We start from the raw sequence: 25,619 nt of genomic DNA, 5'->3' as shown, positions 1-25,619 counted from the left end.
TAGTGCTCGACGGGTTAACTCCCCGGGAGGTAATCTCTGGTGTTATCCATGATGCAATGACCGCCTGACCCTACCGCTTGAAACTGTCATAAACTAAGACAGTTTCACATTTGCAGCCCCCATTCATACAGGCAGCCCGTATTCACATTTGCAGCCCGCAGTCATACAGGCAGCCCGTCTCCACACAGGTAGGCCGCAGTCTTTGGGGCTGCCCTAGCCCTACTTGCGGAATCGCTGCTTAAACTCGTGACCAGCCAGGCGACCAATCTCCGACCCCAGGTTTTTTACCTGCTGCGAGCGGTGCTTGAATCCCCACTTGGTGACCTGCAGCAGAGACTGCTTCACAAAGCTGCCATCCATCTTGGACTCGCCGTACTCGCGCTCAGTAAAGGTGATCGGAACCTCCTCCACCAAGAAGCCCGCCTGTACAGCCTCAAAAGCGAGCTCGGTCTGGAACAGGTACGCAGCCTTGCCAATGTTCTCGAGGTCAAGGGTTTCGAGAACTTCCCGTCGATAAGCACGGTAGCCAGCGGTGATATCCGAGATGCCCGCGCCGAGCGCCAGCGAGATGTAGAGGTTGCCGCCGCGGGAGAGAACCTGACGGCTCATTGGCCAGTTGACGGTCTTGCCGCCCGGAATGTAGCGGGAACCGATGACGACATCGGCACCGTCCTCGAGCTTCTCCAGCAGCAGATGGAATTGCTCTGGTGCGTGGGAGCCGTCGGCATCCATCTCGCAGAGAACCTCGTAGTCGCGCTCGAGACCCCAAGCGAAGCCCGCGCGGTACGCACCCCAGAGACCGCCCTTGCCCTCGCGGTGCAGGACGTAGATGTGCTCTTCGCCGTTGTCCGACTTGTCAGCGGCAGCGATTTCATCGGCGAGCTCACCGGTGCCGTCTGGTGAAGAGTCATCGACAACCAAAATGTCGACGCGAGGCTCCGCTGCGCGCAGGCGTGCAATCACGCCCGGCAGGTTTTCCCGCTCGTTGAAAGTGGGAATGACAACCAGCGTCGACTCATTTAGGGCAGTCACTCGTGATTCTCCTTAGTGCATGTTCTGCTCAGTATCCCGGCCATCAACTTCATCTGCGCCTGCCCTGGCATCTCCGCCACGGCGACGCAGGACGGCACCAACCACACAAAGAATACCGAATGCGGTCAGTAGACCTTCAATCCACGTCCCGAAGCGGGCTGCAAAAGTCAGGTGGGCGTACTGAGGCAGAGTTTCAGTGAGTACCTTCTGCTCGAAGATTTTGCTCCGCTTTACGACGTCTCCGTGCGCATCCACAATCGCGCTCACACCGCTGGTTGCGGCGACGGCCGTGGAGCGTTGGAACTCCATGGCTCGCATGCGGCTCATGGCCAGCTGTTGGTAGGTCATGTCGGTGAAACCGAAGGTGGCGTTATTTGTGGGCGTGGCCAGCATGGTTGCGCCGTGTTTGACTGCGTTGCGGAAGGCACCATCGAAGACCACTTCGTAACAGGTGGCCACGCCTAGATTGACCTTCTTTAAACCATCGGTGCCTGGCGTTGTAACCACGGCATCGCCGTTGCCCGGAGTCATGTCTCCGGCGTGAGCGACCATGTCGGAAAAGTGACGTAGCAGTTCGCGGAATGGCATGGTCTCGCCGAAGGGCTGGAGATAGATTTTCTCGTGCTGGTCGCCGGGGCCGGTCTGCGGATCCCAGACCACCATGGTGTTTTGCACCCCATTGGTGTAGGTAAAGGTGCCGACCACGATGGGAGCGCCAATATTCATCGCGGCGTTTTCGATAATGCGTGCCGCTTCCCCATCCGTAAACGGGCTGACATCGGAGGAGTTTTCGGGCCAGATGACGATGTCCGGCTGCTCTTCCTTACCTTGGTGGACACGTCGGGCCAGCTCATTGGTGGCATCGGCGTGGTTTTGCAGGACTGCGCGGCGCTGGGCATTGAACTCTAAACCGAGGCGCGGAACATTGCCCTGGATAACCGCGACACGGGTGTTGTCAGCGGCCGTAGGCTCAGGCAGCGGTTGGGTCCACGCAGGAAGAACCCAGCCGACGAATAACGCTCCCACCAAAAGCGCAGCGGAGGTTGCATAGGAACGTAGCGTGAGCGCGACCAGTCCCGCACCAACGCAAGCAGCGAGGAAAGTGACCAATGCAGTGCTGCCGATTGCCACTGCTGGGGCCAGCGGGCCGTCGACCTGCCCCCAGGCAACGCGGAGCCAGGGGAAGCCTCCGAAAGGCCAGCGGGCTAGCAGCGCCTCCCCTGCCACGAGCGCAGCGGCCATGCCAGGGAGCTTCAGCGCGAGGGGGAAACTGGATTGGGCAATCAGCCACATCGCAAGCGCCGCCGGAATTGCGAGCAGTCCCAGCACAATTGAGAGCGCCACGTAGGGGCCAATGCCGACGAAGGAGCCGATCCACGGCAGTGAGAAAAGAGCCGTCGCTGTTGCCCAGCTGAAGCCCACCACTACGCTGGATTTCCAATCGGCTGCGCAGAAGAAGGCAAAAATGAGCAGGGCGAGGCCGATCCAGGCCGTCCACCACCAGCTCATGGGCGCATAGCTTAAGAACTGCAATCCACCAGCGAGGATTGCAATGAAGGCGAGAACGAGGCGCTGCTTTAGTGGGGTAAGCGCGCGAAAGCGCGCCTGCCAGCGATTCGGATTCTCCAGAATGTCTTTCGAAGCGTCTTTCTGAGCGACGTTCCCGTGCTCGCTGGAGCGCGCTTGGCGGTTAGTGTGCACTTGTATAAGAGAACTCTCTACGTTTGCGAGTTTTTGAGTTAGCGCTTGTCGCTGTCGTCCTGGTCATCATCCCAGGCGTTGTCCGGTGCCGGTGGGACGATTTTATCCTGTGGGAAGGCCTTGCCATCCGCACCCGGGAAACCACCAGAGAATCCAGGGAAACCCGAAAAACCGCCAGCACCAGCGCCAGTTCCTGGAGCACCCGGGTTCATGCCGTACTGAGAGACCACCATCATGCTGCGGTCACTGAAGTTGCGGAGTCCGTTGAGCAGCGCCACCGATCCGCTCTTACGAATCAGCCAGCGAGTCGGCGGTAGCACCATGAGGAAACCAACAACCGTGGAGACGACGCCCGGCAGGGCAATCAGCCAAGAGCCAACCAACAGGATTGCCGAGTCAGCCACAAAGTGTCCCGCGCCCTTTGCCGAGCGCTTGATTGCCTCCTCCGGATGCTTCTGTCCGTACTCAGTAAGAGTACGAGAAGTATCCAGCAGCAACTTCTGGTAGATGCGCTTGAACTCGATGGCGGCGAAAACCAATCCCAGAATGAATAGACCCAGAACCAGCAGGACGGTCCAGCCATAGCCAATCCATTCACCAAGTGCGATAAAGGCCGCAATCTCGGCGATGAGGTAAATAATTGTGAACCACTTGCTCATAGTTCCCCAGTGTAACCGCCACTAGATGAGCAAGTGGTTACGGCTATCGGCCGGTTAGACGACGACTAGCGGTCGCCTACCGGTCAGCGCGCTCCTCCAAGTCGCCCTCTGTATCCAGGTAGGTCTGGCGCAGCAGATCCATGCGTTCCTGGTCGGGGTTTTCCCACATACCGCGCTCTGCGGCCTCCATCAGGCGCTCGGAAATATCGTGCAGAGCCCACGGATTCGACTGTTCAAAGAACTCGCGGTTTTCCGGGTTCGCAACGTACTCGTCGGTAAGCGTTTCGTACATCCAGTCATCCATGACCTTCGCCGTCGCGTCGTAACCGAAGAGGTAGTCGACGGTTGCGGCCATTTCGAAGGCGCCCTTGTAGCCGTGGTTACGCATTGCCTGCATCCAGCGTGGGTTGACCACGCGGGCACGGAAGACACGTCGCGTCTCCTCGTGCAGGGTGCGGGTACGCACGGCGTCCGGGCGCGTGGAATCTCCCACATACGCTTCTGGAGCGGAACCCGTCAGTGCACGGACCGTGGCGATCATGCCGCCGTGGAACTGGAAGTAGTCATCGGAGTCGGCGATATCGTGCTCGCGGGTATCGGCATTCTTCGCGGCAACCTGAATACGGCGGTAGGCCGTCTTCATGTCGTCAGCGGCCTCTTCCCCGTCGACGCCGCGGCCATAGGCGTAGCCGCCCCAGGTTGTGTAGACCTTCGCCAGGTCCGCGTCATCGCGCCAGGAACCGGAATCGATAAGTTGCAGCAGGCCAGCTCCATAGGTGCCCGGCTTGGAACCGAAGATACGGCGCGGGCGCTCCTGCTGGTCGGCCTTCGCATGGGCGCGCACGTAGTTGTCCTCATCGGATTCATCAAGCTTGACGACGAGCTGAAACGCGTCATCCAAAAGGTCGATAACATGCGGAAACGCATCACGGAAGAAGCCGGAAATACGGACGGTCACGTCAATGCGCGGTCGGCCCAGCTCCTCCAGCGGAATCGGCTCAAGGCCGACAATACGGCGAGATGCGTCATCCCACACCGGATGCACACCAATCAACGCGAGCACCTCGGCGATGTCATCGCCCGAGGTACGCGTGGCGGAAGTGCCCCATACTGACAAGCCAACCGACTTCGGGTACTCGCCGTGGTCGGCGCGGTAGCGTTCAATCAGGCCATCGGCGAGGTTGACGCCGGTTTCCCAAGCCAGGCGCGACGGCACCGCCTTGGGGTCGACCGAGTAGAAGTTGCGGGCAGTTGGCAGCACGTTGACCAGGCCGCGCAGTGGTGAACCGGAGGGGCCAGCCGGAACGAATTCGCCATCGAGAGCGGAAAGAATGCGCGGGATCTCCTCGCTGGTAGCAGCCAGGCGCGGGAGAATTTCGTCGCGGGTGAACTGCAGCAGCTCGACAACCTGATCGAGGCCGTTTGGTGCCGCGATATCGGCGAATTCCTCGGAGCCGAGCACATCAGCCGCGATCTGTGTCACTGGTTGGTCGGGATTCTTCACCACGGCGGTTACCAGTGCCGTAGCCAGTGCATCGATAGAGTCCACAGCGTGGCGTTCATCGGTGCCGTCCTCGGCCAGGCCGAGAGCTTCGCGCAGGCCCGGCAGGGTCTGCTTGCCGCCCCACAGCTGGCGGGCGCGCAACATGGTGGTCACAGTGCCGATTAGAGATTCGTCTTCCGGTGCCTGGCTGAGCACGTGGAGGCCACCGCGGATGGCGACGTCCTTAATCTCGCAGAGCCAGCCGTCGACATGCATGAGCATGTCATCGAAGACCTCCTCGTCCGGGCGCTCGTCCCAGCCGAGGTCGCGGTCCATCTTCGCGGCGGTCAGCAGCGTCCAAATCTCCTGGCGGATGGCCGGCAGCTTGGCCGGATCCATGGCGGAGATGTTCTGGTGCTCGTCGAGAAGCTGTTCCAGACGGGTGATGTCACCGTAGGATTCGGCGCGGGCCATTGGCGGAATGAGGTGGTCGACAAGCGTGGCGTGAGCACGGCGCTTGGCCTGTGTGCCTTCGCCCGGGTCGTTGACCAGGAAGGGGTAGATCATTGGCAGCTCGCCGATGGCAGCATCCGGGCCGCAGGAAGCGGAAAGGCCGACGGTCTTGCCCGGCAGCCACTCCAGGTTGCCGTGCTTGCCCATGTGAACCACGGCATCGGCGCCGAAACCGCCCTCCGCCTGCGGCAGCGACAGGAAGCGGTAGCAGGCCAGGTAATGGTGCGTCGGCGGCAGATCCGGGTCGTGGTAGATACCCACCGGGTTGTCACCGAAACCGCGCGGTGGCTGCACCATGACCACGACATTGCCGAAGGTCAGGCCCGCAATGTAGATGTCCTGGGTATCCGGGTGGACGTACAGGGTGCCCGGCGCGGCACCCCACTTGTCCTGCATGTCGGAGCGAAGTTCTTCCGGCAAGGTAGCGAAGAACTTCTCGTAGGTGGCAGCGGGCAGGCGAAGCTCGGCTGCCTCCATAACCTCTTCGGTCAGCCAGTCCGGGTCCTGGCCGCCGGCCTCGATGATGGCGTGCATGAACGCATCTGGTTCATCGGCACCATCCTCGGCGGTGGCATATCCGGGGATTTTGGTGGTGTCGCCGAGGTTGTATCCGGCGTCGGCAAGCGCGTGCAGCACCTTCAACGTGGATGCTGGTGTGTCCAGACCGACAGCGTTGCCGATGCGGGCGTGCTTGGTCGGGTACGCAGAGAGCATGACGGCGACGCGCTTGTCAGCGTTGTTGATGTGGCGGAGCGCGGCGTAACGGGTGGCGATGCCGGCCAGGCGGTCGCAACGCTCGAGATCCGGGACGTAGGAAATGAGCTCGTCGGAGTCGATTTCCTTAAACGAGAACGCGACCGAGATGATGCGGCCGTCGAATTCGGGGACGGCGACCTGTGTTGCGACGTCCAGCGGCGACAGACCTTCGTCGTTGTCCTCCCATGCCGCCTTGGACGAAGTCAGGGCCAAACCCTGGATGATGGGAATGTTCAGGTCTGCGAGTGCGGCGACATCCCAGCCGTCATCGTCCTGGCCGGCCTGCGCGAGTGCCGGGCGGTTGCCGCCAGCGGCGAGCACCGTGGTGATGAGCGCGTCGCAGGAAGCTAGCTCTGCCAGCAGTTCATCGCTGGCGGTGCGCAGGGACGCGGCGAAGATAGGCTTGGCGACGTAGTCGCGAGCCTCGACCGCGTCAGCAAGCGCCTCAATGTAGTGCGTATTTCCCGCCAGGTGCTGGGCGCGGTAGTAAATAATGCCGACGGTGCCGCGGGAATCTTCCGTGGCCACCTTGGAGTCGCGCTCCAGGAAACCCCAGGCCGGCATGCGAGTGGGCTCTTCAAAGCCAAGACCGGTCAGAAGCAGTGTGTCCGACAGGAAATTGTGCAGCTGTGCGAGGTTCTTTGCGCCGCCTTCCGCCAGGTAAATGTGCGTTTGCGTGGCGACGTTTGCGGGAACTGTCGAATACTCGGTGAGTTCGGCATCGGGTGCCTGCTCACCGGAGACGAGGACGGTGGGAATACCGGAGTTCACAAAGTAGTCGATGCCGGATTCCCAGGCGCGGCGGCCACCGAGAAGTCGGATGATGACGACATCGGCGCCGTCGGCAAGCGTGGGCAAATCATCGTCGAGCAGACGCGCCGGGTTTGCCCAACGGTAGGACACCTCCGGGTTGGCCTGAGCGGCCGCGCGGGCGGACAGAAGGTCGGTATCCGAGGTCGACAGCAGCAGAATCACGGTGTAGTCATTCACTTCCTGGGGAGCAACGCGTCCCCGGTCGGCGGGAGTCTGCCTTCTAACCGATGACGAGGTCTGACTGTGACAGTGGCGCGACCGTGCGGATTTTCACCGAGCTTCTCGTCAGCGGCATGGCAGTGGATTTCTCCATCACTCTACTGCAGGGGCTATTGCTAGAGTTCCAGCGACTGCTCCGCCGGCTGATCTGGGAAGTGGGACCAGAGGAAGTCGGTGGCATTAGTCAGTTCCGCGAGCATCGGAACGATATGGTTAATGCCCGTCTTCGGTAGCACCGGTGAAGTCGTGTTTTCGACGTACTCCAGGTCGGTGAAGCCGAGATTCAGCCAGGAATCGCGCAGCTTGCGAACCTGGTTGATGGGGATGATGTCATCATGCTCACCCGAGTAGAGGTACACCGGCGCATTTGGGACGAAGTTGCCGACGCGCTGGCGTGCGAGTTCCTTCTGTACCGGCTCGTAGCGCTTAATCATCTCGCTGAGTGACTCACCGCTAGTCGTGTACTGGTCAGTGGTTTCAAACGAGTGATGGAAACCCAAGCCACCCGCGCAGTAGTTGCCCACGTTGTCCAGCAGTTCTTTGCCTTCGGGGCTGATTTCTTCCTTGAGGACTCGGCGCAGCTCCGGATCCTTATCCAGGACAGAATTGATTGCCAGTGCAATCGCGGCGGTCAGCGTAGTGCCATCAATCTGGTCGAGGACGTTTGCGAGATCGGACGGCGGGCCGCCGGCGGCAGATGCGGCGACGTTGAGCTCTGGAGCGTAGACACCTGCACGCTCAGCGGCTGCAGCGGCTGCGGAGCCACCCTGGGAGTAGCCATAAATTCCCACGGGCGCATTTTTGTCCACGCCGAGCTCGTGTGAGGCAGACACGGCATCAAACAGTGACTGTGCCGAGGCGATGTTGTCGACGTAGTCCTGGTTACCCTGGGAATTGCGGTGGTGGTCGATCATCACCACAGTCGCGCCTCGCTTCAAGTTCGCGACCATCGGGATCGTCTCGTATGGAGCAATAATGTCCGACGGACCGAACTCAATCTTTAGGCCGGTCTGCGAGGATACCGAGGGGTCGCACTTTTCCGCGCCACCCTGCGTGCCCGGCGCGATTGCGACGACCGGACGCGGACCGCTGCCCTTCCACTCCGTCTTCGGCGTCACCACAAGGGCTGTGTCCACACTGGGATTTCCGAGGGAATCCGTGGAGTTGTAGTGAATACGCTTGGCATCCACATTCCACAGCTTGTCGTTCACCATCATCTCGGCATCCTCACTGCTGACCAGCATGCCGGCATTTGCCGTGCGCGACGGGGTCAGCGGCAGAGAATTCAGCGGAGAGGCTGCGGCCACGCGAGCCTGTTCCGGGGTCAGCTGCCTGCCTGCGCCCTCGCTACCAGACTCCTCATCGTCTTTCTCGATGCCGAGTAGCCTCTCCATATTCGGGTTCGGTACATGGCCGAAACCAGGCAGTTCGCGGTTTGCGCTTGACGACGACACCTTATCCGCCAGCCCACTATCCGATAGGCCCGGGATGTTTAGTGGCTGTGCGTTTGCAGGTGTAGCCAGGCCGATGGTCATAAGACCTGCTAGCGCTACCCCGATTCCCGTTCGGATTGTGCGACGGTTTCGTCGTGAAGCAGAGCGTGTCTGTGTCGAGGCACGGCCGGTGCCGACGGTGTCGTGTGCCTCGTGCGTGAGTGCTTCAGCGTCGTGATGTGGCATGAAATCTCCTGAATAACCCCAGATTGAAAACCCAATGAAAACTTCCCTTTATTCAGAGGAAGTTAGGTTATGAAAACAATAAGGTTTTAAAAAGGTAGATCGGTGGATTTTCAGTGAAGAATTTGTATGTTTTTGCGGAGGGGTATGAAAACTCCACTTCAGGATGGTTTCGTTGGGCTGGAAAGGGGCTGGATAATGTGCCCCTGTTTTCGGGGGCTCAGCTCTGTGTGTGTTTGCGTATTCTTGAGAGTATGACTGCATCTGATCAAGGAACCCGCACTCGTCAGGACGGTTGCCCCGGCAGCCGCAAGGTTCATATCGCAGCTGATGGCGCAATTGGTCGTCTGCGCTTCCCCGGAGGCTTTCTCCCCGCGCCGGGCTTCGCCGTACTCGCCGATTTGGCCGAGAATTTCGGCGACGGTGATATTCACTTCACCTCCCGCGGCAATGTTCAGATCCGTGGCATCACCAACACCGGCGCATTCGCCGATGCCGCGGAAGAAGAGAAGCTGGTTCCCTCCACCAGCCACGACCGCGTACGCAACGTTCTTCAGTCGCCGCTGTCCGGTCGCGTCGGCGGTAAAGCTGATGTGCGCGACCTGGTTCAAGAGTTCGACAAGGCCCTCATCGCGGAGCCGTCGCTGGCAACACTGCCAGGTCGCACACTCATGGCTTTCGACGATGGCCGCGGTGACGTGCTCGGTGAGCGCCCCGACTTCGGTGTTGTCGCCCACGATGAGAACACGTTCGAACTCATCATTGGTGGCGCGACCTCGGGGCTTGTCGTCTCGCGTGACGACGTCGTGGAGGCTCTCATCACCACAGCGAAGGTGTGGAATGACAGCCGTGGTTCAGCCTGGCGCATCGCCGAAGCCAATGCGGCCGAGCGCGTTGCTGATGCCGTAGTCGAGGAATTGGGCGCGCGAGTTCGTCGCCAGGAGCCGACTCCGGCTGAGAGCTTCGATGCCACCGCCGGGCTGTCCCGCCAGATCGGTTGGATTGACCAGCCGGATGGCCTGGTTAGCCTGGCCGCTGGCCTGCGCTTTGGTGTCCTCCCGGCGCGTCTGGCCCGAGCGATCTCGCACACTCAGGTGCCGGTGCATATCACTCCGTGGTACTCGCTGATCCTGCATGATTTGGAAGAGGAAGTTGCCGAACAGGTCGTCAAGGTATTGGCGCCCAATGGTCTGATCTTCGATCGGAAGTCCACCTGGCTGCGCGTCAGCGCCTGCACCGGACGCCCCGGCTGCAAAAAGTCTCTGGCTGACACCCGCGGCGATGCTTCTCACGCAATTGCCGATGGCCGACTGCCCGAGGGGCGCGTGCACTTCTCCGGTTGTGAGCGTCGCTGCGGCAAGCCCAAGGGCGGTTACTTCGACTATCTCGCCACCGGGGACGGAGAATACGAAGTCACTGCTGTGGACTAGGCTTTAAGCCTATGAAGCGCTTTGAGTACAACACCGACGGTGCGGATATTTACCGTAACTCGTTTGCCATCATTCGCGAAGAAAGCGATCTTTCCCGCTTCGATGCCGATGAGGAAACCGTCGCTGTCAGAATGATTCACGCAGCAGGTCAGACCGACCTGGCCAAGGACATCGTCTTTTCCACGGGAGCTGTGCGCGCAGCTCGCCAGGCTCTCGAGGAAGGCGCTCCTATCTTCACCGATGTCAACATGATCGCCTCGGGTATTACCCGCAAGCGCTTACCTGCTGACAACGAGGTCATCTGCCTGCTGCGTGATGAGCGCGTCCCCAAGCTGGCTCAAGAACTCGGCACCACGCGCACTGCTGCCGCCGTGGAGCTGTGGAAGCCACGCCTAGAGGGCGCGGTTGTCGCCATCGGCAACGCTCCCACCGCCCTCTTCCACCTGCTCAACCGCATTAATGAGGGCTCCTTCCCCATGCCCGCTGCCATTTTGGCCATGCCAGTGGGCTTCGTCGGTGCCGCGGAATCAAAGCAGGCCACTATCGACTCCGGTGCCGAAAACCCAGAGCTGAAGTACATCACCGTCACCGGCCGTCGCGGTGGCTCGGCTATCACCTGTGCTGCCCTCAATGCCATTGCGACCGCAAAGGAGATCATCTAAACCATGTCCGGCTCCTACAGTGCTCAGCCTGGTCATCTCTACGGCGTCGGACTCGGTCCCGGCGACGCAGGTCTCATTACACTCCGCGGTGCCGACATCATCCGCACAGCCGATGTCATCGCCTACCATGCAGGAACTCACGGACGTTCCACGGCGCGCTCAATCGCCGCCGAACTGATTGACGCGCGTGACGACGCTGCCGTGGAAGAGCAATTGCAATACCCGGTGACCACCGGGCGCCCAGTCGACTACCGCGAGCAGCTCGCCGGTTTCTATGCAGAGGCCACTGCTCGCCTGCACAAGCACTTGGCCGAGGGACGAAGTGTTGCAGTTCTTTCGCTCGGTGACCCGATGCTCTATAGCTCGTACCAGCATCTGCATCACGCCCTCAGCGAGGACTTTCCCACTGAGATTGTCCCTGGAGTGGCCAGCATTACTGCGGCGGCAGCAGAGATTGGTCAGCCGCTCGGCGAGGCTACCGAAATCGTCAGCGTTGTTCCCGCCACCGCTGATTCCGAGCGCATCGCTGCGGTTCTTGACGCCTCAGACTGTGTAGTCATTATGAAGCTGGGGAAAAACGTTGAGAAGGTTCGTACAGCGTTGCAGTCCGCAGGCATGCTCGAGCGCGCCTACGTTGTCGAGCGAGCAACCATGAATGAGCACACCAGCTACCCGCTGGCCGATGCAGACCCGGAGAAAGTTCCGTACTTCGCAGTAGCCGTCGTGCCTTCCGCTGTCTACGGAACTGAACGGAGTGTTTCTGGGGCGCCTGAGCCAGCTAATGATGCGGCGAGCGATACAGTCACCGATACGGCGACTGAGTCGGCTGCCCCAGCAGTTGGTGAAGTCGTCGTTGTCGGCCTAGGCCCGGGTGCGGAGCGCTGGACCACCCCAGAAGTCACCGAGGAACTGGCCCGAGCCACGGATCTGGTTGGCTACTCCACCTACATCAACCGGGTTCCTGAGCGCGCTGGGCAACGCCGCCACCTCTCCGACAACCGCGTAGAGGCAGAGCGAGCCACTATGGCGCTGGATATCGCCAAGCGTGGAGGTCGAGTTGCGGTGGTCAGTTCCGGTGACCCGGGGGTCTTCGCTATGGCGGCCGCAGTGCTGGAAGTCGCTGATGACGATATGTGGCGAGACATTCCAGTTCGAGTCGTGCCGGGCATGACTGCTGCTCAGGCTGTCGCAAGTCGAGTGGGCGCTCCCCTTGGCCATGACTTTGCGATGCTCAGTCTTTCCGACAGGTTGAAGCCCTGGGAGGTCGTCGTTAAGCGAGTGCGTGCCGTAGCCGGAGCAGACATGGCATTTGCTGTTTACAACCCGGCATCCAAGTCGCGGAGATGGCAGATCCGAGAGCTGCGAGCCTTGGCTTTGGAATACCGCGAGCCGACAACGCCTGTGATTGTGGCACGGGCAGTTGGCTCGGAGCAGGAAAACGTTACCGTGACCACGTTGGCGGAGTTCGATCCGGATGTCGTCGATATGCGAACCATGGTGATTATCGGTTCGTCGTCGACGAAGGCGTATCGTGTCGGCAGGACCACTCGGGTCTACACCGCACGTCACTACGGTGAGGGCGGCACCAGCGGAACTGGCGAGTTGCTGCCCTAGCCGCTACGCCCGGCGGATGACGGCGTTGTACGCCTCATCCACAGTTGTGGCGACGGTGGCGATATCCGCGCCGGGCAGCTGCGGACGCTGCACGATAACGACCGGCTTCTTTAGGTCGCGGGCTGCCTCAATCTTTGCGTAGGTAGCAGCACCACCGGAGTTTTTGGTCACCACGCAGTCCACGGCGTAATCCCGCATGAGCTTGCGCTCCGCTGCGACATCGTAAGGCCCACGGCTGAGAATAATCTTCCGATTCTTCGGCAGCGGCGGCGCGGGCTGTTCCACACAGCGAATGAGGTAACGGCCGTTGGAGTCACCGGCAAATGGAGCAAGCTGCTGACGGCCAATAGTGAGAAACGGGCTGTAGAAACGGTCGGCAACAACGTCCGCGGCCTCCTGCATGGAGGACACCTCAACCCAGTTGTCGCCTGGCTGCTTCTCCCACGCAGGGCGATGCAGCGCCACGAGCGGAAGACCGGTAGCGCGGGCAGCTTCAGCAGCAGATTCGCTGATCTGTTCTGCATACGGATGCGTGGCATCGATGATGACTTCAGTGGCATCGGAGATTAGCCAGCGAGTCAGTCCTGCGGGGCCGCCAAAACCGCCGATACGGACATTGCCGACGGGCAGCTTGGGGTTGGAAACGCGACCGGCCAGTGATGAGGTGACAAACCAGCCCTCGCCTACTAAGCGCTTGGCCAGGGCGCGGGCTTCAGCAGTTCCACCGAGAATTAGTGCACGCATGGAATGGTCCGTCCGTGTTCATCGCGCGGGCGATCATCGCTGTAGAGGTAGCTATCCGGGAACGCCTCGGCGGTGAGCACCTTGCCGACAATGATGACAGCCGTACGAGTCACACCTGCATCCTTGACCTGCTGCGCAATATCAGCCAGCGTACCGCGGAGAATAACCTGTTCCGGACGGGATGCGAAAGCTACCACTGCCACCGGGCCGTGCTCACCATAATGCGGGGTGAGCTCCTCAACCACACGGTCAATATCGTGGGCGGCCAAGTGAATGCACAGGGTCGCGCCCGTGCGACCGAAGTTCTCCAAGGTTTCGCCCTCCGGCATCTTGGAAGCGCGCCCGGAGATACGAGTCAGCACCACTGACTGACCAACGGTTGGCACCGTGAGCTCGTGGCCCAGAGCGGCCGCCGCCGCGGAAAATGCCGGCACCCCCGGAACGATTTCGTAGTCAATGCCGAGCTCGCTGAGACGACGAACCTGCTCTGCCAGCGCCGACCACACCGACGGGTCACCGGACTGCAGGCGTGCGACATCCTTGCCCGCCGCATGTGCCGCCTGAATGGTCTCGATGATGGTATCCAGCGGCATACGCGCGGTATTGATAATCTCTGCGCCCTCGGGGCAGTTTTCCAGCACCTCAGGCGGGACAATCGATCCCGCGTAAAGACACACTGGGCAGGAACGAATAAGCCGGTCCGCGCGCAGCGTCAGCAAATCCGCTGCCCCCGGGCCTGCACCGATGAAATACACAGTCATTGTGAGTTACAGAGTCCTCAATATTTTCTAGACAGAGATATTACGTCTATGGTAGCGCAGGCGCTACTGGCTTCTCCGCCACCCACTGCACCACCGGCAACGCAGGGCGCCACGCAGTGAAACTGCCGACTGCACCTGCGCGCTCCACGGAAAGCCGGGTGACATCCCCGCCATAGTCGCGACGCGCCTGCCACAGCAAAGCCTCCGACTCCAGCGTCACGGTGTTTGCGACGATGATGCCACCCGGGGCAAGGCGTTGCCAACAGGTTTCAATCATTCCGTCAGCAGTGAGACCTCCGCCGATGAAAATGGCATCTGGGCGAAGATTCGAGTCAGCCAAAACCCCCGGCGCTGCGCCGTGGTGGACGGTCACATTGCCAGACAGAGCCGCCACATTCTTAGCAATTCGCTCTGCACGAACAGCATCGCGCTCGAAAATTTCCGCACGTCCGCCGTGCCGAGCCCACTCAATGCCAATCGACCCCGTGCCACCGCCGACATCCCACAGCAGAGCTCCCGGCCGCGGATCCAATGCAGCGACCGTCATTTGGCGAATCGGCGCCTTCGTCAGCTGACCATCCGAATCAAAGTCACCGTCGCGCAGCCAGCCGCGCGCGCTTCCCGACGGCTCCACCGCCAGCACCGTGAGGTTGCCAGCTGGAACTGGTGGGTTCGCCACCGTGCCTGCGGCAACGGACTCCGGCAGCCCTGTAGCTTCCGTGCCGCCGAGATTGGTCAGCGCGGTGAGCTTGGTGTCTGGGCGGTCGGCTAAAACCGTAGCGACCTCTTTCACTGAGTCCGCGTTTCGGCACAGCACCAGGAAGGGCCGTAGTGAATCCGCTACCGGTACCACACGCGCGGCTCCAGGTAGCCCCGGCTCCCCTGTCACCAGCGAAATCACCGGAGTGTCATGCAAGGGCCAGCCGAGGTAGGCGCAGGCCAATGAGGCTGACGATGGCGCTGGAATAACCTCCACGGCGCCACGGCCGAGCTCCCGAACCAGGGACGCGCCGACACCGTGGAACATGGGGTCGCCACTGGCGAGGATGACATCGACTGCGGGGTCAATATCTGCCAGGGTGGCCTGCCAGTCCTTCCAGAAGCCACCTGGCCAAGGTGAGAGGTCGGCGTCCAGGTTGACGTCGGCAAGCAAATGGAGCTGACGGGGAGAGCCAATGATGCGGCGAGCCGACGACAACGCCTCGACAGCGCGGGCGGATAGACCAGGGTACCCGTCGCAGCCGATGCCGACGACGCGAAGCTTTGGGCTCATCGGGGCATCTTGCGCCAAATCCAGCGCGGAGTCAGATGTGTGGCGCGTGCGAGCAATGCCAATTTACGCGGCACCCAGACGTGGGGCTTCCGACCGTCGAAAGCAGTGACGGCGGCCTCCGCGACCTCGGCGGGGCGCGAGGACATCGGCGCTGGCTTCATGCCTTCGGTCATGCGGCCGAAGACGAAGCCCGGCCGGACAATCGTCAGCTGAATATGGCTCCCGTGCAGGCGGTCCTGCATGCCCTGGAGGAAACCATCGAGACCGGCCTTCGCCGAACCGTAGACGTAGTTGGCGCGGCGCACGCGGGCACCTGCGATAGAGGAAAAGGCCATGATGCGGCCCGCGACCTTATCGCGCACAGGCAGCGTGCCGGAGGCGATGTCGGACTCCATGCGCGCGACAAGCTCAGTGAGAATCGATGCCTGTGCTGTGAAGTCGGTATGAATGACTGCCGCAGCAGCCTCGCCGGACTCCTCACACTTCCGCTGATCACCGAGGATACCGAACGCGACAATCACCGTGTCGATGGGACCGTGCTGCCAGGCGTGCTCGACGAACTGGCGGTGTGCCGCGATGTCATCGGCATCAAAGTGGATGCGGTGCACCGCGACGGCACCGGAGTCGATGAGCCGACCGGCAATGCCGTCGAGCGCCTCAGTGCGGCGCGCAGCGAGCGTGAAGGTGTTGTGGTTGGCCAGTCGCGCGGCAACTTCCCCGCCAATCTCGCTGGTGGCACCAAGAACGAGTACGTGTCCCATGCGCTAGAAAATACCTTTCCTCTAAACCTCGATTAGACGGTAATTAAATCGTGCGGACCATTATTGACCGATTCTCCGCCGTCTTCGGTGACAACGATGATGTCTTCCAGCCGCATACCGAACTCACCCGGCAGGTACACACCCGGCTCCACCGAAAACGCCATGCCAGGCTCGAGCTTGAGCTCATTGCCAGCCATAATGAACGGCTCTTCATGCGTGGACAGGCCAATGCCATGACCAGTGCGGTGGATGAAGTACTCGCCGTAGCCCGCAGCGGTGAGGCTATTGCGCGCAATCGCATCGATCTCTGCAGCCGTTATACCGGGGCGCACCGCCGCCACGGCAGCTTCCTGCGCCTTGCGCAGAGCCGTCCACGCTGCAGCTTCCTTCTCCCCCGGCTTGCCGACGACATAGGTGCGCGTGCAATCGGAGTGGTAGCCAAGCGGCAAGGTGCCTCCGATATCGACGACCACCACGTCGCCTTCCTCGATGACGCGGTCGGAGAAATCGTGGTGCGGATTCGCGCCATTTTCAGCGGAGCCGACAATGACGAAGTCAATGGCGACGTGCCCCTCCTCCAGGATGGCAGCCGAGATCTCGTCGGCGACCTCGCGCTCAGTGCGACCTGCGCGCAGCATGCCCGGCACACGAGCGTGAACGCGGTCAATAGCGGCGCCGGCCTCGCGCAGCTGTTCAATCTCAGCGGCGTCCTTGCGCATGAACAGTTCCTTCAGAAGGTCTCCGGCCAACACAGTTTTAGCTCTGGTGAGATCCTGAATGGGAATCAAGTGGTCAGCGGTCAAAGAGGCTCCCACTGCGAGGGTGCCCACGTGGCCCACCAAGTCGGCGACAATGCGGTGCGGATTCTCTCCGTCTTCCCACAACACCACATCGGCGTTGAGATCACCGATAGCGCACAGCGGCAGATCCCCGCGCTCCACGGCGGGCAGTACCAACGTGGTGGTGCCGGATGCAGTGACCACCAGCGCGGTCAGGCGTTCATGCGAAGTGACCGCAGAACCAATGAGATACTGCAGGTCAGCGCCGGTTCCAAAGACTGCAGCGTCCGCATCGCGGCTGCGGAGTAGCTCCGCAGTGCGATCCAGACGCTGCTGATAGATGTCAAAGCTAAAGATACCGTTGCTCATAGTTGCCAACTGTACCCGTCGGCCTGTGCCCGTCGCCGGTTGAGTGGCCTCGGGGCGACGAGGCTTCGGCTGACCAACGTAACCGGCAACTAATTGTTCAGCGCCACTACGCCCCTGCGAATTGCCTGAATAGCCTCGGCGGACTTGTCGCGAATGTCCGTGGAGTAGCCCGTCTTCTTGATCTGCTGCAGCAGGTCAATGACCTGACGGCACCAGCGGACAAAGTCACCTGGAGTCAGCTCCGCGCCACTCTCGGCGGCGGCTTGCAGGCAGTACCCCAGCGGTGCACCCGCAGTCCACTGATGAATTGCCGTAGCAAAAGCCATATCCGGCAAGTCCGTTACCGGCAGCCGGTAACGGCGCTCATCCTCCGACAGTTCCTCCCAGATGCGGTAGGTGTTCCCCAGCGCCTTGGCCAGCGGCTCGGTAGGCACCTCGTCACTGCCTTGACTGGCCTTGCGGTTTTCAAAGACCAAGCTCGACACCGCACCGGCCAGTTCCGCGGGGTCCAGGTCATCCCAAATACCGCGGCGCAGACACGTGGCCACCAGCAAATCCGAGCCGTTGTGAATCTGCGCCAGCCGCAGGCCTTCCTCGGTAATTGTCGGCTCCGCGCCCTCCCGCCATTCCACGTAGTCCATTTGTGTTAGCAACTGCAGCATGCGGTCGAATGTGCGCGCCAATGTATCCGAGGCGGAATCGACGCGCTTTTGCAGCTTGGCCACATGCGCCTCGGCCTGCCGCAGCGTATCGGCGTGACGAGCCATCGTCTCCACCGCAGGATCGCCATGTAGCGGATGCTCGCGCAGCTCCTGGCGCAACTTCCTCACCGCCGGCGAGTTGCCACCAGTGCGACGCTTCAGCCTCTTTGGTCCCTTTAGCCCCTTGCGGCCAATCTCTGCGCGCACAATTCCGAGCGCACGTCGCGGATGCCGGTCCGCATCCCGAGGCAGCTTAATCGCGCCGACCGTCTGCGGCGCCGCTGGGAAGATATGCGGCTCCACACGCCCCACGAACCCGCCGACACTGATGACACCGGGACGTGGATTCGACTTCGAATGGTCCTCTCGGTACACCACCGCCAACTGCACCTTCTTACCCTTCGGCAGCGGAATAACCTCGCCTCGACGGAGTCTGCGCAGCGCGGTCACTGTTTCCGTATGGCGGTCTTCAATATTGCGGCGCTTGGCGTTCTTCTCCTCCTGGGTCAGCTTCGCGCGCAGATCCAGGTATTCAAGCATCTGGGTTAGGCGCTCGTCGTCACGCGAACTGCCTTCCTCGCTTGACGACGACCCCTCAGCCTCCGCCCCTTCAGCGTGCGCATCGGCTCCCCTGCCGAGCAATTCCGCACGCAGGGCCGCGGCTTCCTGCTTGGCCTTGGACAGTTCGGCGGCGACTCCGACAATGTCGCCATCCGCCTGGAACTGGGCGAATGAGCGCTCCATGACGCGCTTCGAGCCTTCGTAACCGAGCGTCTGCAGGAGGTTGACGCTCATGTTGTAGCTCGGCGCGAAGGTGGAAATCAGCGGGTATGTGCGCGTAGATGCCAGCCCTGCGACAGCCTTCGGATCCATTGCCGGGGCCCACTGCACCACTGCATTGCCGACAGTGTCGATACCGCGGCGGCCAGCGCGACCGGTCATCTGCGTGTACTGACCCGGCGTGAGATCCACATGTGCTTCGCCGTTGAACTTGACCAGCTTCTCCAGCACGACCGTGCGGGCAGGCATGTTGATGCCCAGCGCAAGCGTCTCGGTGGCGAAGACAACCTTGACCAGGCCTTCGTTAAAGAGCTCTTCCACAATGTGCCGGAACGCAGGCAGCATGCCCGCATGGTGCGCCGCAAAACCACGGATGAGAATGCGGCGCCAGCGCAGGAAACCGAGAACCTGCAGATCTTCCTTCGGAATGTGTGCAACACCGTCATCGATAATCTTGGCGATGCGCTCCTGCTCATCCCGGTCAGTGAGCTCTGCGCGCGTAGCACCGACCTGCGCCAGCGCGCCTTCGCAGCCCGCGCGGGAGAAGATGAAAACGATCGCGGGCAGCATGTTCATGGAGCCGAGCATGCGGATAACATCGCCGCGCTTCGGCGGACGGAACTTGCGCTGCCCCTTATCGCCCCAGCTATACGAGCGCCCACCGCCCTTGTGCTTTTTGTACTGGTAGCGCTCCCTGGCCCCAGCGTCGCCGTAGCCGAACTCGGCACGACGGCACGCCTCCAACAGGTCCTGATTGACCTTGACCGACTTCGCCTCGAAGAGTGGATAGAGCCGGTTTCCCACCAGCATGTGCTGATGCAGCGGAACCGGGCGCAGATCCGTGACAATAACGTCCGTGTGCCCGCGCACCGTGGAAAGCCAGCGACCGAACTCCTCGGAGTTGGACACCGTCGCCGACAAACCGATGACGGCCACGGATTGGTCGAGGTTCAAAATAACCTCTTCCCACACAGCGCCGCGCTCGCGGTCAGCGAGGTAGTGAATCTCATCCATCACCACATGCGTGAGCTTCTTCAGCGTCGGCGAGTTCGCGTAAATCATATTGCGCAGCACCTCGGTGGTCATCACCACGATGTCTGCGTCGCCGTTAATCGAAGTGTCGCCAGTGAGCAGGCCCACGCGGTCTTCGCCGTAGTCCTCGACTAGGTCGTGGTACTTCTGGTTGCTCAACGCCTTGATAGGTGTGGTGTAAAAGCACTTGCCGCCACGCTCAAGAGCTGCATAAATAGCGAATTCGCCAACAATAGTCTTGCCCGCGCCGGTGGGTGCACAGACGACAACGCCCCGCCCTGCCTCAATTGATTGGCAGGCGCGGAGCTGAAAGTCGTCAAGATCGAAATCCTGTTGGCTGACGAAATCGCCGAGAAGAGTCATGCCTCTAGAGTGTCATAAACCGCGCTAGAGAACATCATCAAAGTCGCTCGTCGGACGATTTCGCAAGTCCTGCGTCGGCATCGGAGTCTCCGGAATCATGCCCTGTGGCCGTGGTGGACGCGAATTGCGAGTAGGACGCATCTGGGATGCCCGCGTCGGCGTCGGCGCGTTCACTGGCGTGGGGCCAGAGACCGGAGAGGTCGTCGGGGCCGCTGATGCCGTCGGCATGCCGCCCGGCTGAATCGACGTCGGCGCACTTACTGAAGTCGGGGCGTCAATGCCGCCCACGTCACCGATACCGCCGGCGGAGCCAATCGGGCCGGACGCTGTAATGGGTCCGGAGCCTTGCTCGTCATCGACGTCCAACCAATCAGGTCGCTCATTTGCTTTACGACGGTCATGGAGACGACAAATCTGGATTGCGATTTCCACCAGCAACGTCAGTGCCGTTGCCATTGCGACCATGGATATTGGTTCCTGCCCCGGAGTCATGAAGGCCGCAAAGATGAACAGCGACATAATGATGATGCTGCGCTTGTCCTTGATGCTCTCGTAGGTAACGACACCGGCCATGTTCAACATGACCAGGAAAAGCGGAACCTCAAAGCTCACGCCAAAGCAGACGATGAGCGCCAAGAGGAAACCGAAGTATTGCGAACCGGTGAGTGCAGAAATTTGCGTCTCTTCACCAATCTGGAGCAAGAACTCCAGACCGATGGCGACAACGTAGTAGGCCAGGACGGAACCCATGACAAACAGCAGCGCGGCGGCAGTCACAACTCTGCGCGTGGTGCGGCGTTCCTTCCGAACCAAGCCGGGAGTGATGTAGGCCCAAATCTGGTAGAGCCACCATGGCGACGACATCACCAGACCGGCCAGCGCACCGACCTTCAGACGCAGCATGAACATTTCAAACGGACTGGTCGCCAGCAGACGACACTCCGCGCCTTCACCACCGCCGAGACGCATCTCGGGTGGAAGCTGACAGTACGGATCCTTGAGCAACTCGCCCAAGGACTTAAAGTGCAGAGGACCGATATTTGTCGAGGTAAACGGTATGCGGAACTGGCCAATGGTAAAGGCGGTCTGATACCAGATAAACCCCACAACAGTGCCAATGGCAATACCAGCGAGGGCGAGAACGAGGCGACGTCGGAGCTCTTGAATGTGCTCGACAATAGTCATCACGCCCTCGGGATTGCGCTTACGCTGGCGCTTCCGAGGACGTGATGTGGATGTAGCTGAAGTCACGCTTCAACCGGCCTTCTACTACTGCTGCGGCTGGCCAGGGTTGTTCTGGCCAGGCTGCGGCTGGTACTGCTGCTGCGGCTGAGCCTGCGGAGCCGGCTGCTGGTACTGCTGCTGCGGCTGGTACGGCTGCTGCGGCTGAGCCTGCGGAGCCTGCTGAATTGCAGCCTGCTCCTGGTGCTCGTCATCGTTGCGCATTTCCTTGACTTCGGACTTGAAGATACGCATGGAGCGGCCGAGCGAACGTGCGGCATCCGGCAACTTCTTTGCACCAAAGAGCAAGACAAGAACGACCAGGATAATGATGATTTCCCAGGGACCTAGGTTCGGCATCCGCTTAGAGACCTTTCGAATGAATACAAATACAAGTGGCAAGTTGCCACATCGTGCGCGATTAAAGCTTTGATTTAAGCCTTGTCGTTTCGACCATACTCTGCCAAAGCTTCGCGGGCTCGCGCAACAACGGCGTTTTTCAATTTTAAGGGCTCAGCGACCGTTACGCTCGGTGAACGGCGGAGCACAAAGGAGACTGTTGCGGCCAAGTCGGACATCGGCACGTCAGCGACATATTCCGACTGCCCTAAGCCTTGGTCAGAGACCAGTTCGGTATCCTCTTCTTCTCCCTCATCTTCGGTAAAGAAGACCGGTTCATAGTCTGCGATCCAGGTGGCGTCGGCGTCGATAAGCACACTTGCCCATTCGGACGTTCCCGTTTCCGCACCAAAGGCGTGGGGATCACGGATATCGACAGGCTCTGGGCGGTGGAAACCGGCGGGAGTGTCGAGGACCTCGGCGGCCTCCAGGCGGTCGACGCGGAAGCTCTTCTGGCGACGGTCTTCCTGCGCACGGTCCACAGCGCGGAGGTACGTCGTGGATTCAACTGTATAAACGTTGACACAGTCAAGCTCACGGACTGTAATCTGCCCTGAGGCATTCCGGTAGCGCACCTTCAACACCTTGCGCTGATGCAGCGCGGAATAAATCTGCTCAGAAAAGGAAAAGGCCTTGCCATTTTCCGCAGCGGTCGAGTCAATGATGGGGACGTTTATTCCCAGAGCACTGCGTAGTTTTGTCGCGGCCGTCTGCGCGGCCTCGGAGGAAGTGGTGGCTGCGGAGTCCTCGATGGTTTCCAGGATGAGCAGCAAGGTCGCGGTTTCTTCGGCTGTGAGCGCACGTGGCTGGCTGAGCACCGTTGCCTGAGGGCGAATACGGACATCAAAGCTGTTGCGGTAATCAACTTCAAAAGCCCGCACTCCGAGGAGTCCCGGCTGGTCAATATCTGCAATCTGTTCCACGATTGCCCGAATTCGGGCAAAAGGTATGGCCAGTTCGGTAGCGGCCTCTGTCATTGAACGGTGCTGCGAAAAGTACGGTACGACCGCCAACAACTCGTCGACACTGACACCTGCGTCCAGTTCCCGGGCTGCATGCACTGTCATTAGTTGCCCTCCAAAGCGTTCTTCGCACCATTCGAACCGCCATGGCGAGCGAGTACCTGCTCCAACCGAGCAATAATCTCCGACCGTGCCTCTTCAGGTGATTCCACAATCAAATCCGGTGCGTAACTCAAACCTGTGGACACAATCTCACTCACAGGTGCCGCTGGCAGCTCGTAGCGCCCATCCCCCAACGCGGTCGCTTTCATCACCACATCTGCGCAGGTATTCGGAGCGATACGAACAACCGCCTGATAGGTCTTGCCACCGCGGTGCAACATGTTTTCCGCAATCTGTTGCAAGTCACCATCGGGCATTGGCTGGGTCGCCGACGTCCCTGTATCCGACACATCGCGGATACGGCTGAGCCGGAACATACGCGCCGCCTCACGCTGCGGATCAAAGCCCAACACATAAAAGCGCCCGCGCAGGTTAATCAGACCCCACGGCTCCAGCATGCGCAGTTCATCATCCACGCCGTACTGGCGGGAGTACCACATCTCCACCGTCCGGCGCGGCGAGGTCATTGCAGTCAGCAGTGTGCTGAAATCCACTCGACTCATATCCACCGCATCGGCCACCACCACCGACTCATCCGGCTTCGCAATGGCGCTGCGCTGCGCAAACGATGCGAGCTTCCGCCACGCCGCCACAGCCGTCGAGCTCAGCTCCTCCGAACCAAACGCCGCATTCGCCGCCTGGAAAACCACCGAAGCCTCCGCTTCAGTGAACTCGGGGTCGTGCTGGGTCCACCGTAGTCTGTTCAGGCGCAGACGCTTGACCTTATCGCCCGCGCTTGACGACGAAACCTCCACCGGGACCCCGGCTGCCAGGAGCGCCGCGGTGTCCGCACGTAAATAACGAGCCCGGGAATCCTCGGAAACACGGGAGTAACCCTCGACATGTTTGGAGATCCACGACTCGCTGACCCACCCGGTGTCGTCGGCAAGCGCCAACAGCAGCTGAACCTGGCGTTGGGTCTCACTGATCGCAGCGGATCCGGGGCTTTCCGATACCGGTGGGACAGACACGACTGTGGGGCTCCTTTTCCTGGGGCAGTTTCCTGGGACGGAACTAGTTTTCCGGATCCGTATCCGAGGTCTTCTTCGCGGCCGTCAGAATCTCGATCATCTCATTGACCTCATTGTTTTCCGTGGCAAAGGGGTCGCCGAGCATAGTGGAGATGGAATCGTCGCCGGAGATCTTCAGGTGTGTCCAGTCCACGACGGTTTTCAAACTGGAGTCTTCAGCTGCAACGAGGAAATCACCGCGCAGCTTCGCACGAGTAGTTGGCGGTGCGATGCGGACCGCCTCAGCGACCTGCTCATCGGTAATCCACCGCGAGGCAATGCCACGGGCTTCCAGCGCACGGAAGATGCCGCGGCCGGGACGGATGTCGTGGTAGGCCAAGTCGATTTGATGAAGCTTGGGATCCTCCAGCGTTAGACCGCGGTCCAGGTAGCGCTTCATTAGCGAGTACTTAATGGCCCAGTCGATGTCGTGTTCAATGAGGGACCAGTCACCGGTTTCCACGGCATCGAGCGCGCGACCCCACAGCTCGACAATGCGGCTCATTTCTTCGTTGGACGTGCCGGCACCGGCAATGCCCTTGTCCTCGTTGACCATGTTTTCTTCGCGGACCTTCAGCCACTCCGTCGCAGCGTCCAGGAACTCGCGTTGAATCTGCAGTGCGGTGGCAGTTTCGCCACTTCGCAGTGGAATCTCGGCCTTGCCGGTCATATCGCGGCTCACCGCACGGATGGACTTGATTTCGTTGGCGACTTCGAAGTCCGGCAACTTCACGCCGGCTTCAATCATCTCCAGTACCAGCTGAGTGGAGCCAATTTTGAGCGCAGTCGTCGTCTCACTCATGTTGGAGTCGCCCACGATGACGTGCAAGCGGCGGAATCGGTTGGAGTCCGCGTGTGGCTCATCGCGAGTGTTAATAATCGGCCGGGAGCGCGTCGTTGCACTGGAGACGCCCTCCCACACATGATCCGCGCGCTGCGAGAAGCAGTACTGAATCGGATCGTTGTGATACGGCGAGGTTGGGTACGGCAGGAAAATCTTCCCCGCGCCACAGATGAGCTGTCGCGTAACCAAGAAAGGTAGCAGCAGCTTGGACAGGGACTTCAGTCCCAGTTCACGTCCAACCAGGTAGTTTTCGTGACAACCGTAGGAGTTACCGACGGTATCAACGTTGTTCTTCAGCAGGTAGACCTTGCCACCGATGCCCTCGTCGGCAAGCTCTGCTTCAGCCTTTTCAGCGAGTTCATTCAAGATGACCTCGCCCGAGCGGTCGTACGCTACCAGCTGCGAGACCGAATCGCACTCAGCGGTAGCGTACTCCGGGTGGCTTCCGACATCGAGGTACATACGACCAGCATTGGGGGTGAAAATGTTGGTTGCCCCGTACTTAGCGATCACCGGGCGGAACATGTAGCGGGCAATCTCATCCGGTCCCAGACGGCGCGAGCCATCCAGCGTCAGAGTGATGCCGAACTCGGTCTCAATACCGGTGATGCGTCGGGTCAACGCCTGTGCCGGTACCGGTGTCGGCGTTGCTTCCGGCTCCTGCTGCCCTACCTGCTGGTCAGTCACTTTTTACTGGCCACCCTTCTGGACATACGAACGCACGAACTCCTCGGCGTTGTTCTCCAGCAGACCATCAATTTCATCCAGCAGGTCGTCAGCAGCTGCAACGTGCTCCTGAGCCTGACCGCCGCCAGCGACCTCGCCGAACTCTTCCTCGTCGCCTCCGCCGGAACCGCCGCCGAAAACCTGAGTGTTACCAGCCATGATATTGCTCCTTAA

20 protein-coding genes are annotated in these 25,619 nt (G+C 60.7%); 3 read left to right on the top strand and 17 right to left on the bottom strand.

The window, feature by feature from the left end; all coding sequences use genetic code 11:
• Positions 1-219: 219 nt before the first annotated feature.
• From QP978_RS07715 to QP978_RS07695, 5 genes are all read right to left on the bottom strand, one after another.
• Entirely contained in the window at positions 220-1,032 is an 813-nt protein-coding gene (locus QP978_RS07715) for a polyprenol monophosphomannose synthase (protein WP_016422816.1), read from the bottom strand.
• A 12-nt stretch (positions 1,033-1,044) separates the two neighbouring features.
• Positions 1,045-2,733, bottom strand: a complete 1,689-nt coding sequence (gene lnt, locus QP978_RS07710) for an apolipoprotein N-acyltransferase (protein ID WP_070546148.1) — start codon at positions 2,731-2,733, stop codon at positions 1,045-1,047.
• A gap of 38 nt (positions 2,734-2,771) precedes the next feature.
• Entirely contained in the window at positions 2,772-3,392 is a 621-nt protein-coding gene (locus QP978_RS07705; protein WP_048734054.1) for an FxsA family protein, read from the bottom strand.
• Between the two features lie 76 nt (positions 3,393-3,468).
• A complete protein-coding gene (gene cobN / locus QP978_RS07700) occupies positions 3,469-7,119 on the bottom strand; it encodes a cobaltochelatase subunit CobN (protein ID WP_284857026.1) in 3,651 nt (1,216 codons plus the stop codon).
• A gap of 173 nt (positions 7,120-7,292) precedes the next feature.
• Positions 7,293-8,855, bottom strand: coding sequence for a lipase family protein (locus tag QP978_RS07695; RefSeq protein ID WP_284857025.1), 1,563 nt, complete (start codon positions 8,853-8,855; stop codon positions 7,293-7,295).
• 251 nt (positions 8,856-9,106) lie between these two features.
• On the opposite strand from QP978_RS07695, the gene cobG reads away from it, so the two are divergent.
• From cobG to cobJ, 3 genes are read left to right on the top strand one after another with little or no spacing between them, the layout of a single operon-like run.
• Complete coding sequence (gene cobG / locus QP978_RS07690) at positions 9,107-10,282, top strand: precorrin-3B synthase (protein ID WP_065419943.1); 1,176 nt, start codon at positions 9,107-9,109, stop codon at positions 10,280-10,282.
• Positions 10,283-10,293: 11 nt separating this feature from the next.
• Positions 10,294-10,944 (top strand): precorrin-8X methylmutase, encoded by a 651-nt coding sequence (locus QP978_RS07685; protein ID WP_048734062.1) that lies wholly within the window; start codon positions 10,294-10,296, stop codon positions 10,942-10,944.
• Between the two features lie 3 nt (positions 10,945-10,947).
• Positions 10,948-12,558, top strand: coding sequence for a precorrin-3B C(17)-methyltransferase (cobJ, locus tag QP978_RS07680; protein WP_284857024.1), 1,611 nt, complete (start codon positions 10,948-10,950; stop codon positions 12,556-12,558).
• Positions 12,559-12,561: 3 nt separating this feature from the next.
• On the opposite strand, the gene QP978_RS07675 is transcribed toward cobJ, so the two are convergent.
• The 12 genes from QP978_RS07675 to QP978_RS07620 all read right to left on the bottom strand — a co-directional run bounded on the left by QP978_RS07675 (position 12,562) and on the right by QP978_RS07620 (position 25,604).
• Positions 12,562-13,302, bottom strand: a complete 741-nt coding sequence (locus tag QP978_RS07675) for a cobalt-precorrin-6A reductase (protein WP_224433486.1) — start codon at positions 13,300-13,302, stop codon at positions 12,562-12,564.
• On the bottom strand, positions 13,290-14,063 hold the full coding sequence (cobM, locus tag QP978_RS07670) for a precorrin-4 C(11)-methyltransferase (RefSeq protein WP_224433487.1): 774 nt from the start codon (positions 14,061-14,063) through the stop codon (positions 13,290-13,292). The genes QP978_RS07675 and cobM overlap by 13 nt, the downstream gene beginning before the upstream one ends.
• A 46-nt stretch (positions 14,064-14,109) precedes the next feature.
• A complete protein-coding gene (locus tag QP978_RS07665; RefSeq protein ID WP_070429699.1) occupies positions 14,110-15,336 on the bottom strand; it encodes a bifunctional cobalt-precorrin-7 (C(5))-methyltransferase/cobalt-precorrin-6B (C(15))-methyltransferase in 1,227 nt (408 codons plus the stop codon).
• Positions 15,333-16,097: an SDR family NAD(P)-dependent oxidoreductase gene (locus tag QP978_RS07660; RefSeq protein WP_284857023.1), complete on the bottom strand. Its 765-nt coding sequence runs from the start codon at positions 16,095-16,097 to the stop codon at positions 15,333-15,335. Before QP978_RS07660 ends, QP978_RS07665 begins: the two co-directional genes overlap by 4 nt.
• Before the next feature lie 32 nt (positions 16,098-16,129).
• Positions 16,130-17,245 (bottom strand): M24 family metallopeptidase, encoded by a 1,116-nt coding sequence (locus QP978_RS07655; RefSeq protein ID WP_070429701.1) that lies wholly within the window; start codon positions 17,243-17,245, stop codon positions 16,130-16,132.
• Positions 17,246-17,334: 89 nt separating this feature from the next.
• Positions 17,335-20,121, bottom strand: a complete 2,787-nt coding sequence (locus QP978_RS07650; RefSeq protein WP_284857022.1) for a DEAD/DEAH box helicase — start codon at positions 20,119-20,121, stop codon at positions 17,335-17,337.
• A 24-nt stretch (positions 20,122-20,145) separates the two neighbouring features.
• Positions 20,146-21,372, bottom strand: a complete 1,227-nt coding sequence (gene tatC, locus QP978_RS07645; RefSeq protein ID WP_187401160.1) for a twin-arginine translocase subunit TatC — start codon at positions 21,370-21,372, stop codon at positions 20,146-20,148.
• 18 nt (positions 21,373-21,390) lie between these two features.
• Positions 21,391-21,702 carry a Sec-independent protein translocase subunit TatA gene (tatA, locus tag QP978_RS07640; RefSeq protein WP_256884495.1) on the bottom strand — a complete coding sequence of 104 codons (312 nt, stop codon included), beginning with the start codon at positions 21,700-21,702 and terminating at the stop codon, positions 21,391-21,393.
• 74 nt (positions 21,703-21,776) lie between these two features.
• Positions 21,777-22,808, bottom strand: a complete 1,032-nt coding sequence (locus QP978_RS07635; protein WP_284857021.1) for a helix-turn-helix transcriptional regulator — start codon at positions 22,806-22,808, stop codon at positions 21,777-21,779.
• Entirely contained in the window at positions 22,808-23,836 is a 1,029-nt protein-coding gene (locus QP978_RS07630) for a helix-turn-helix transcriptional regulator (RefSeq protein WP_088611546.1), read from the bottom strand. Before QP978_RS07630 ends, QP978_RS07635 begins: the two co-directional genes overlap by 1 nt.
• Positions 23,837-23,879: 43 nt before the next feature.
• Positions 23,880-25,340 (bottom strand): Pup--protein ligase, encoded by a 1,461-nt coding sequence (gene pafA / locus QP978_RS07625; RefSeq protein ID WP_167389328.1) that lies wholly within the window; start codon positions 25,338-25,340, stop codon positions 23,880-23,882.
• 69 nt (positions 25,341-25,409) lie between these two features.
• Entirely contained in the window at positions 25,410-25,604 is a 195-nt protein-coding gene (locus QP978_RS07620; RefSeq protein WP_005510795.1) for a ubiquitin-like protein Pup, read from the bottom strand.
• Positions 25,605-25,619 lie beyond the last annotated feature (15 nt).

The sequence above is a fragment of the Corynebacterium sp. MSK035 genome (assembly GCF_030232615.1).
In the GTDB taxonomy this organism is placed as follows: domain Bacteria; phylum Actinomycetota; class Actinomycetes; order Mycobacteriales; family Mycobacteriaceae; genus Corynebacterium; species Corynebacterium jeikeium_D.
The sequence above is the reverse complement of the archived record's forward strand: the minus strand, read 5'-3'. Positions and strand labels throughout refer to the sequence as shown.

Bases quoted from the DNA above. Each gene is read 5' to 3' on its own strand.
- QP978_RS07660 (WP_284857023.1), bottom strand. From the start codon at position 16,097: ATGGGACACGTACTCGTTCTTGGTGCCACCAGCGAGATTGGCGGGGAA.
- QP978_RS07635 (WP_284857021.1), bottom strand. From the start codon at position 22,808: ATGACAGTGCATGCAGCCCGGGAACTGGACGCAGGTGTCAGTGTCGAC.
- QP978_RS07705 (WP_048734054.1), bottom strand. From the start codon at position 3,392: ATGAGCAAGTGGTTCACAATTATTTACCTCATCGCCGAGATTGCGGCC.
- QP978_RS07665 (WP_070429699.1), bottom strand. From the start codon at position 15,336: ATGAGCCCAAAGCTTCGCGTCGTCGGCATCGGCTGCGACGGGTACCCT.
- cobJ (WP_284857024.1), top strand. From the start codon at position 10,948: ATGTCCGGCTCCTACAGTGCTCAGCCTGGTCATCTCTACGGCGTCGGA.
- QP978_RS07655 (WP_070429701.1), bottom strand. From the start codon at position 17,245: ATGAGCAACGGTATCTTTAGCTTTGACATCTATCAGCAGCGTCTGGAT.
- QP978_RS07650 (WP_284857022.1), bottom strand. From the start codon at position 20,121: ATGACTCTTCTCGGCGATTTCGTCAGCCAACAGGATTTCGATCTTGAC.
- QP978_RS07675 (WP_224433486.1), bottom strand. From the start codon at position 13,302: ATGCGTGCACTAATTCTCGGTGGAACTGCTGAAGCCCGCGCCCTGGCC.
- cobM (WP_224433487.1), bottom strand. From the start codon at position 14,063: ATGACTGTGTATTTCATCGGTGCAGGCCCGGGGGCAGCGGATTTGCTG.
- QP978_RS07695 (WP_284857025.1), bottom strand. From the start codon at position 8,855: ATGCCACATCACGACGCTGAAGCACTCACGCACGAGGCACACGACACC.
- cobG (WP_065419943.1), top strand. From the start codon at position 9,107: ATGACTGCATCTGATCAAGGAACCCGCACTCGTCAGGACGGTTGCCCC.
- QP978_RS07620 (WP_005510795.1), bottom strand. From the start codon at position 25,604: ATGGCTGGTAACACTCAGGTTTTCGGCGGCGGTTCCGGCGGAGGCGAC.
- tatA (WP_256884495.1), bottom strand. From the start codon at position 21,702: ATGCCGAACCTAGGTCCCTGGGAAATCATCATTATCCTGGTCGTTCTT.
- QP978_RS07685 (WP_048734062.1), top strand. From the start codon at position 10,294: ATGAAGCGCTTTGAGTACAACACCGACGGTGCGGATATTTACCGTAAC.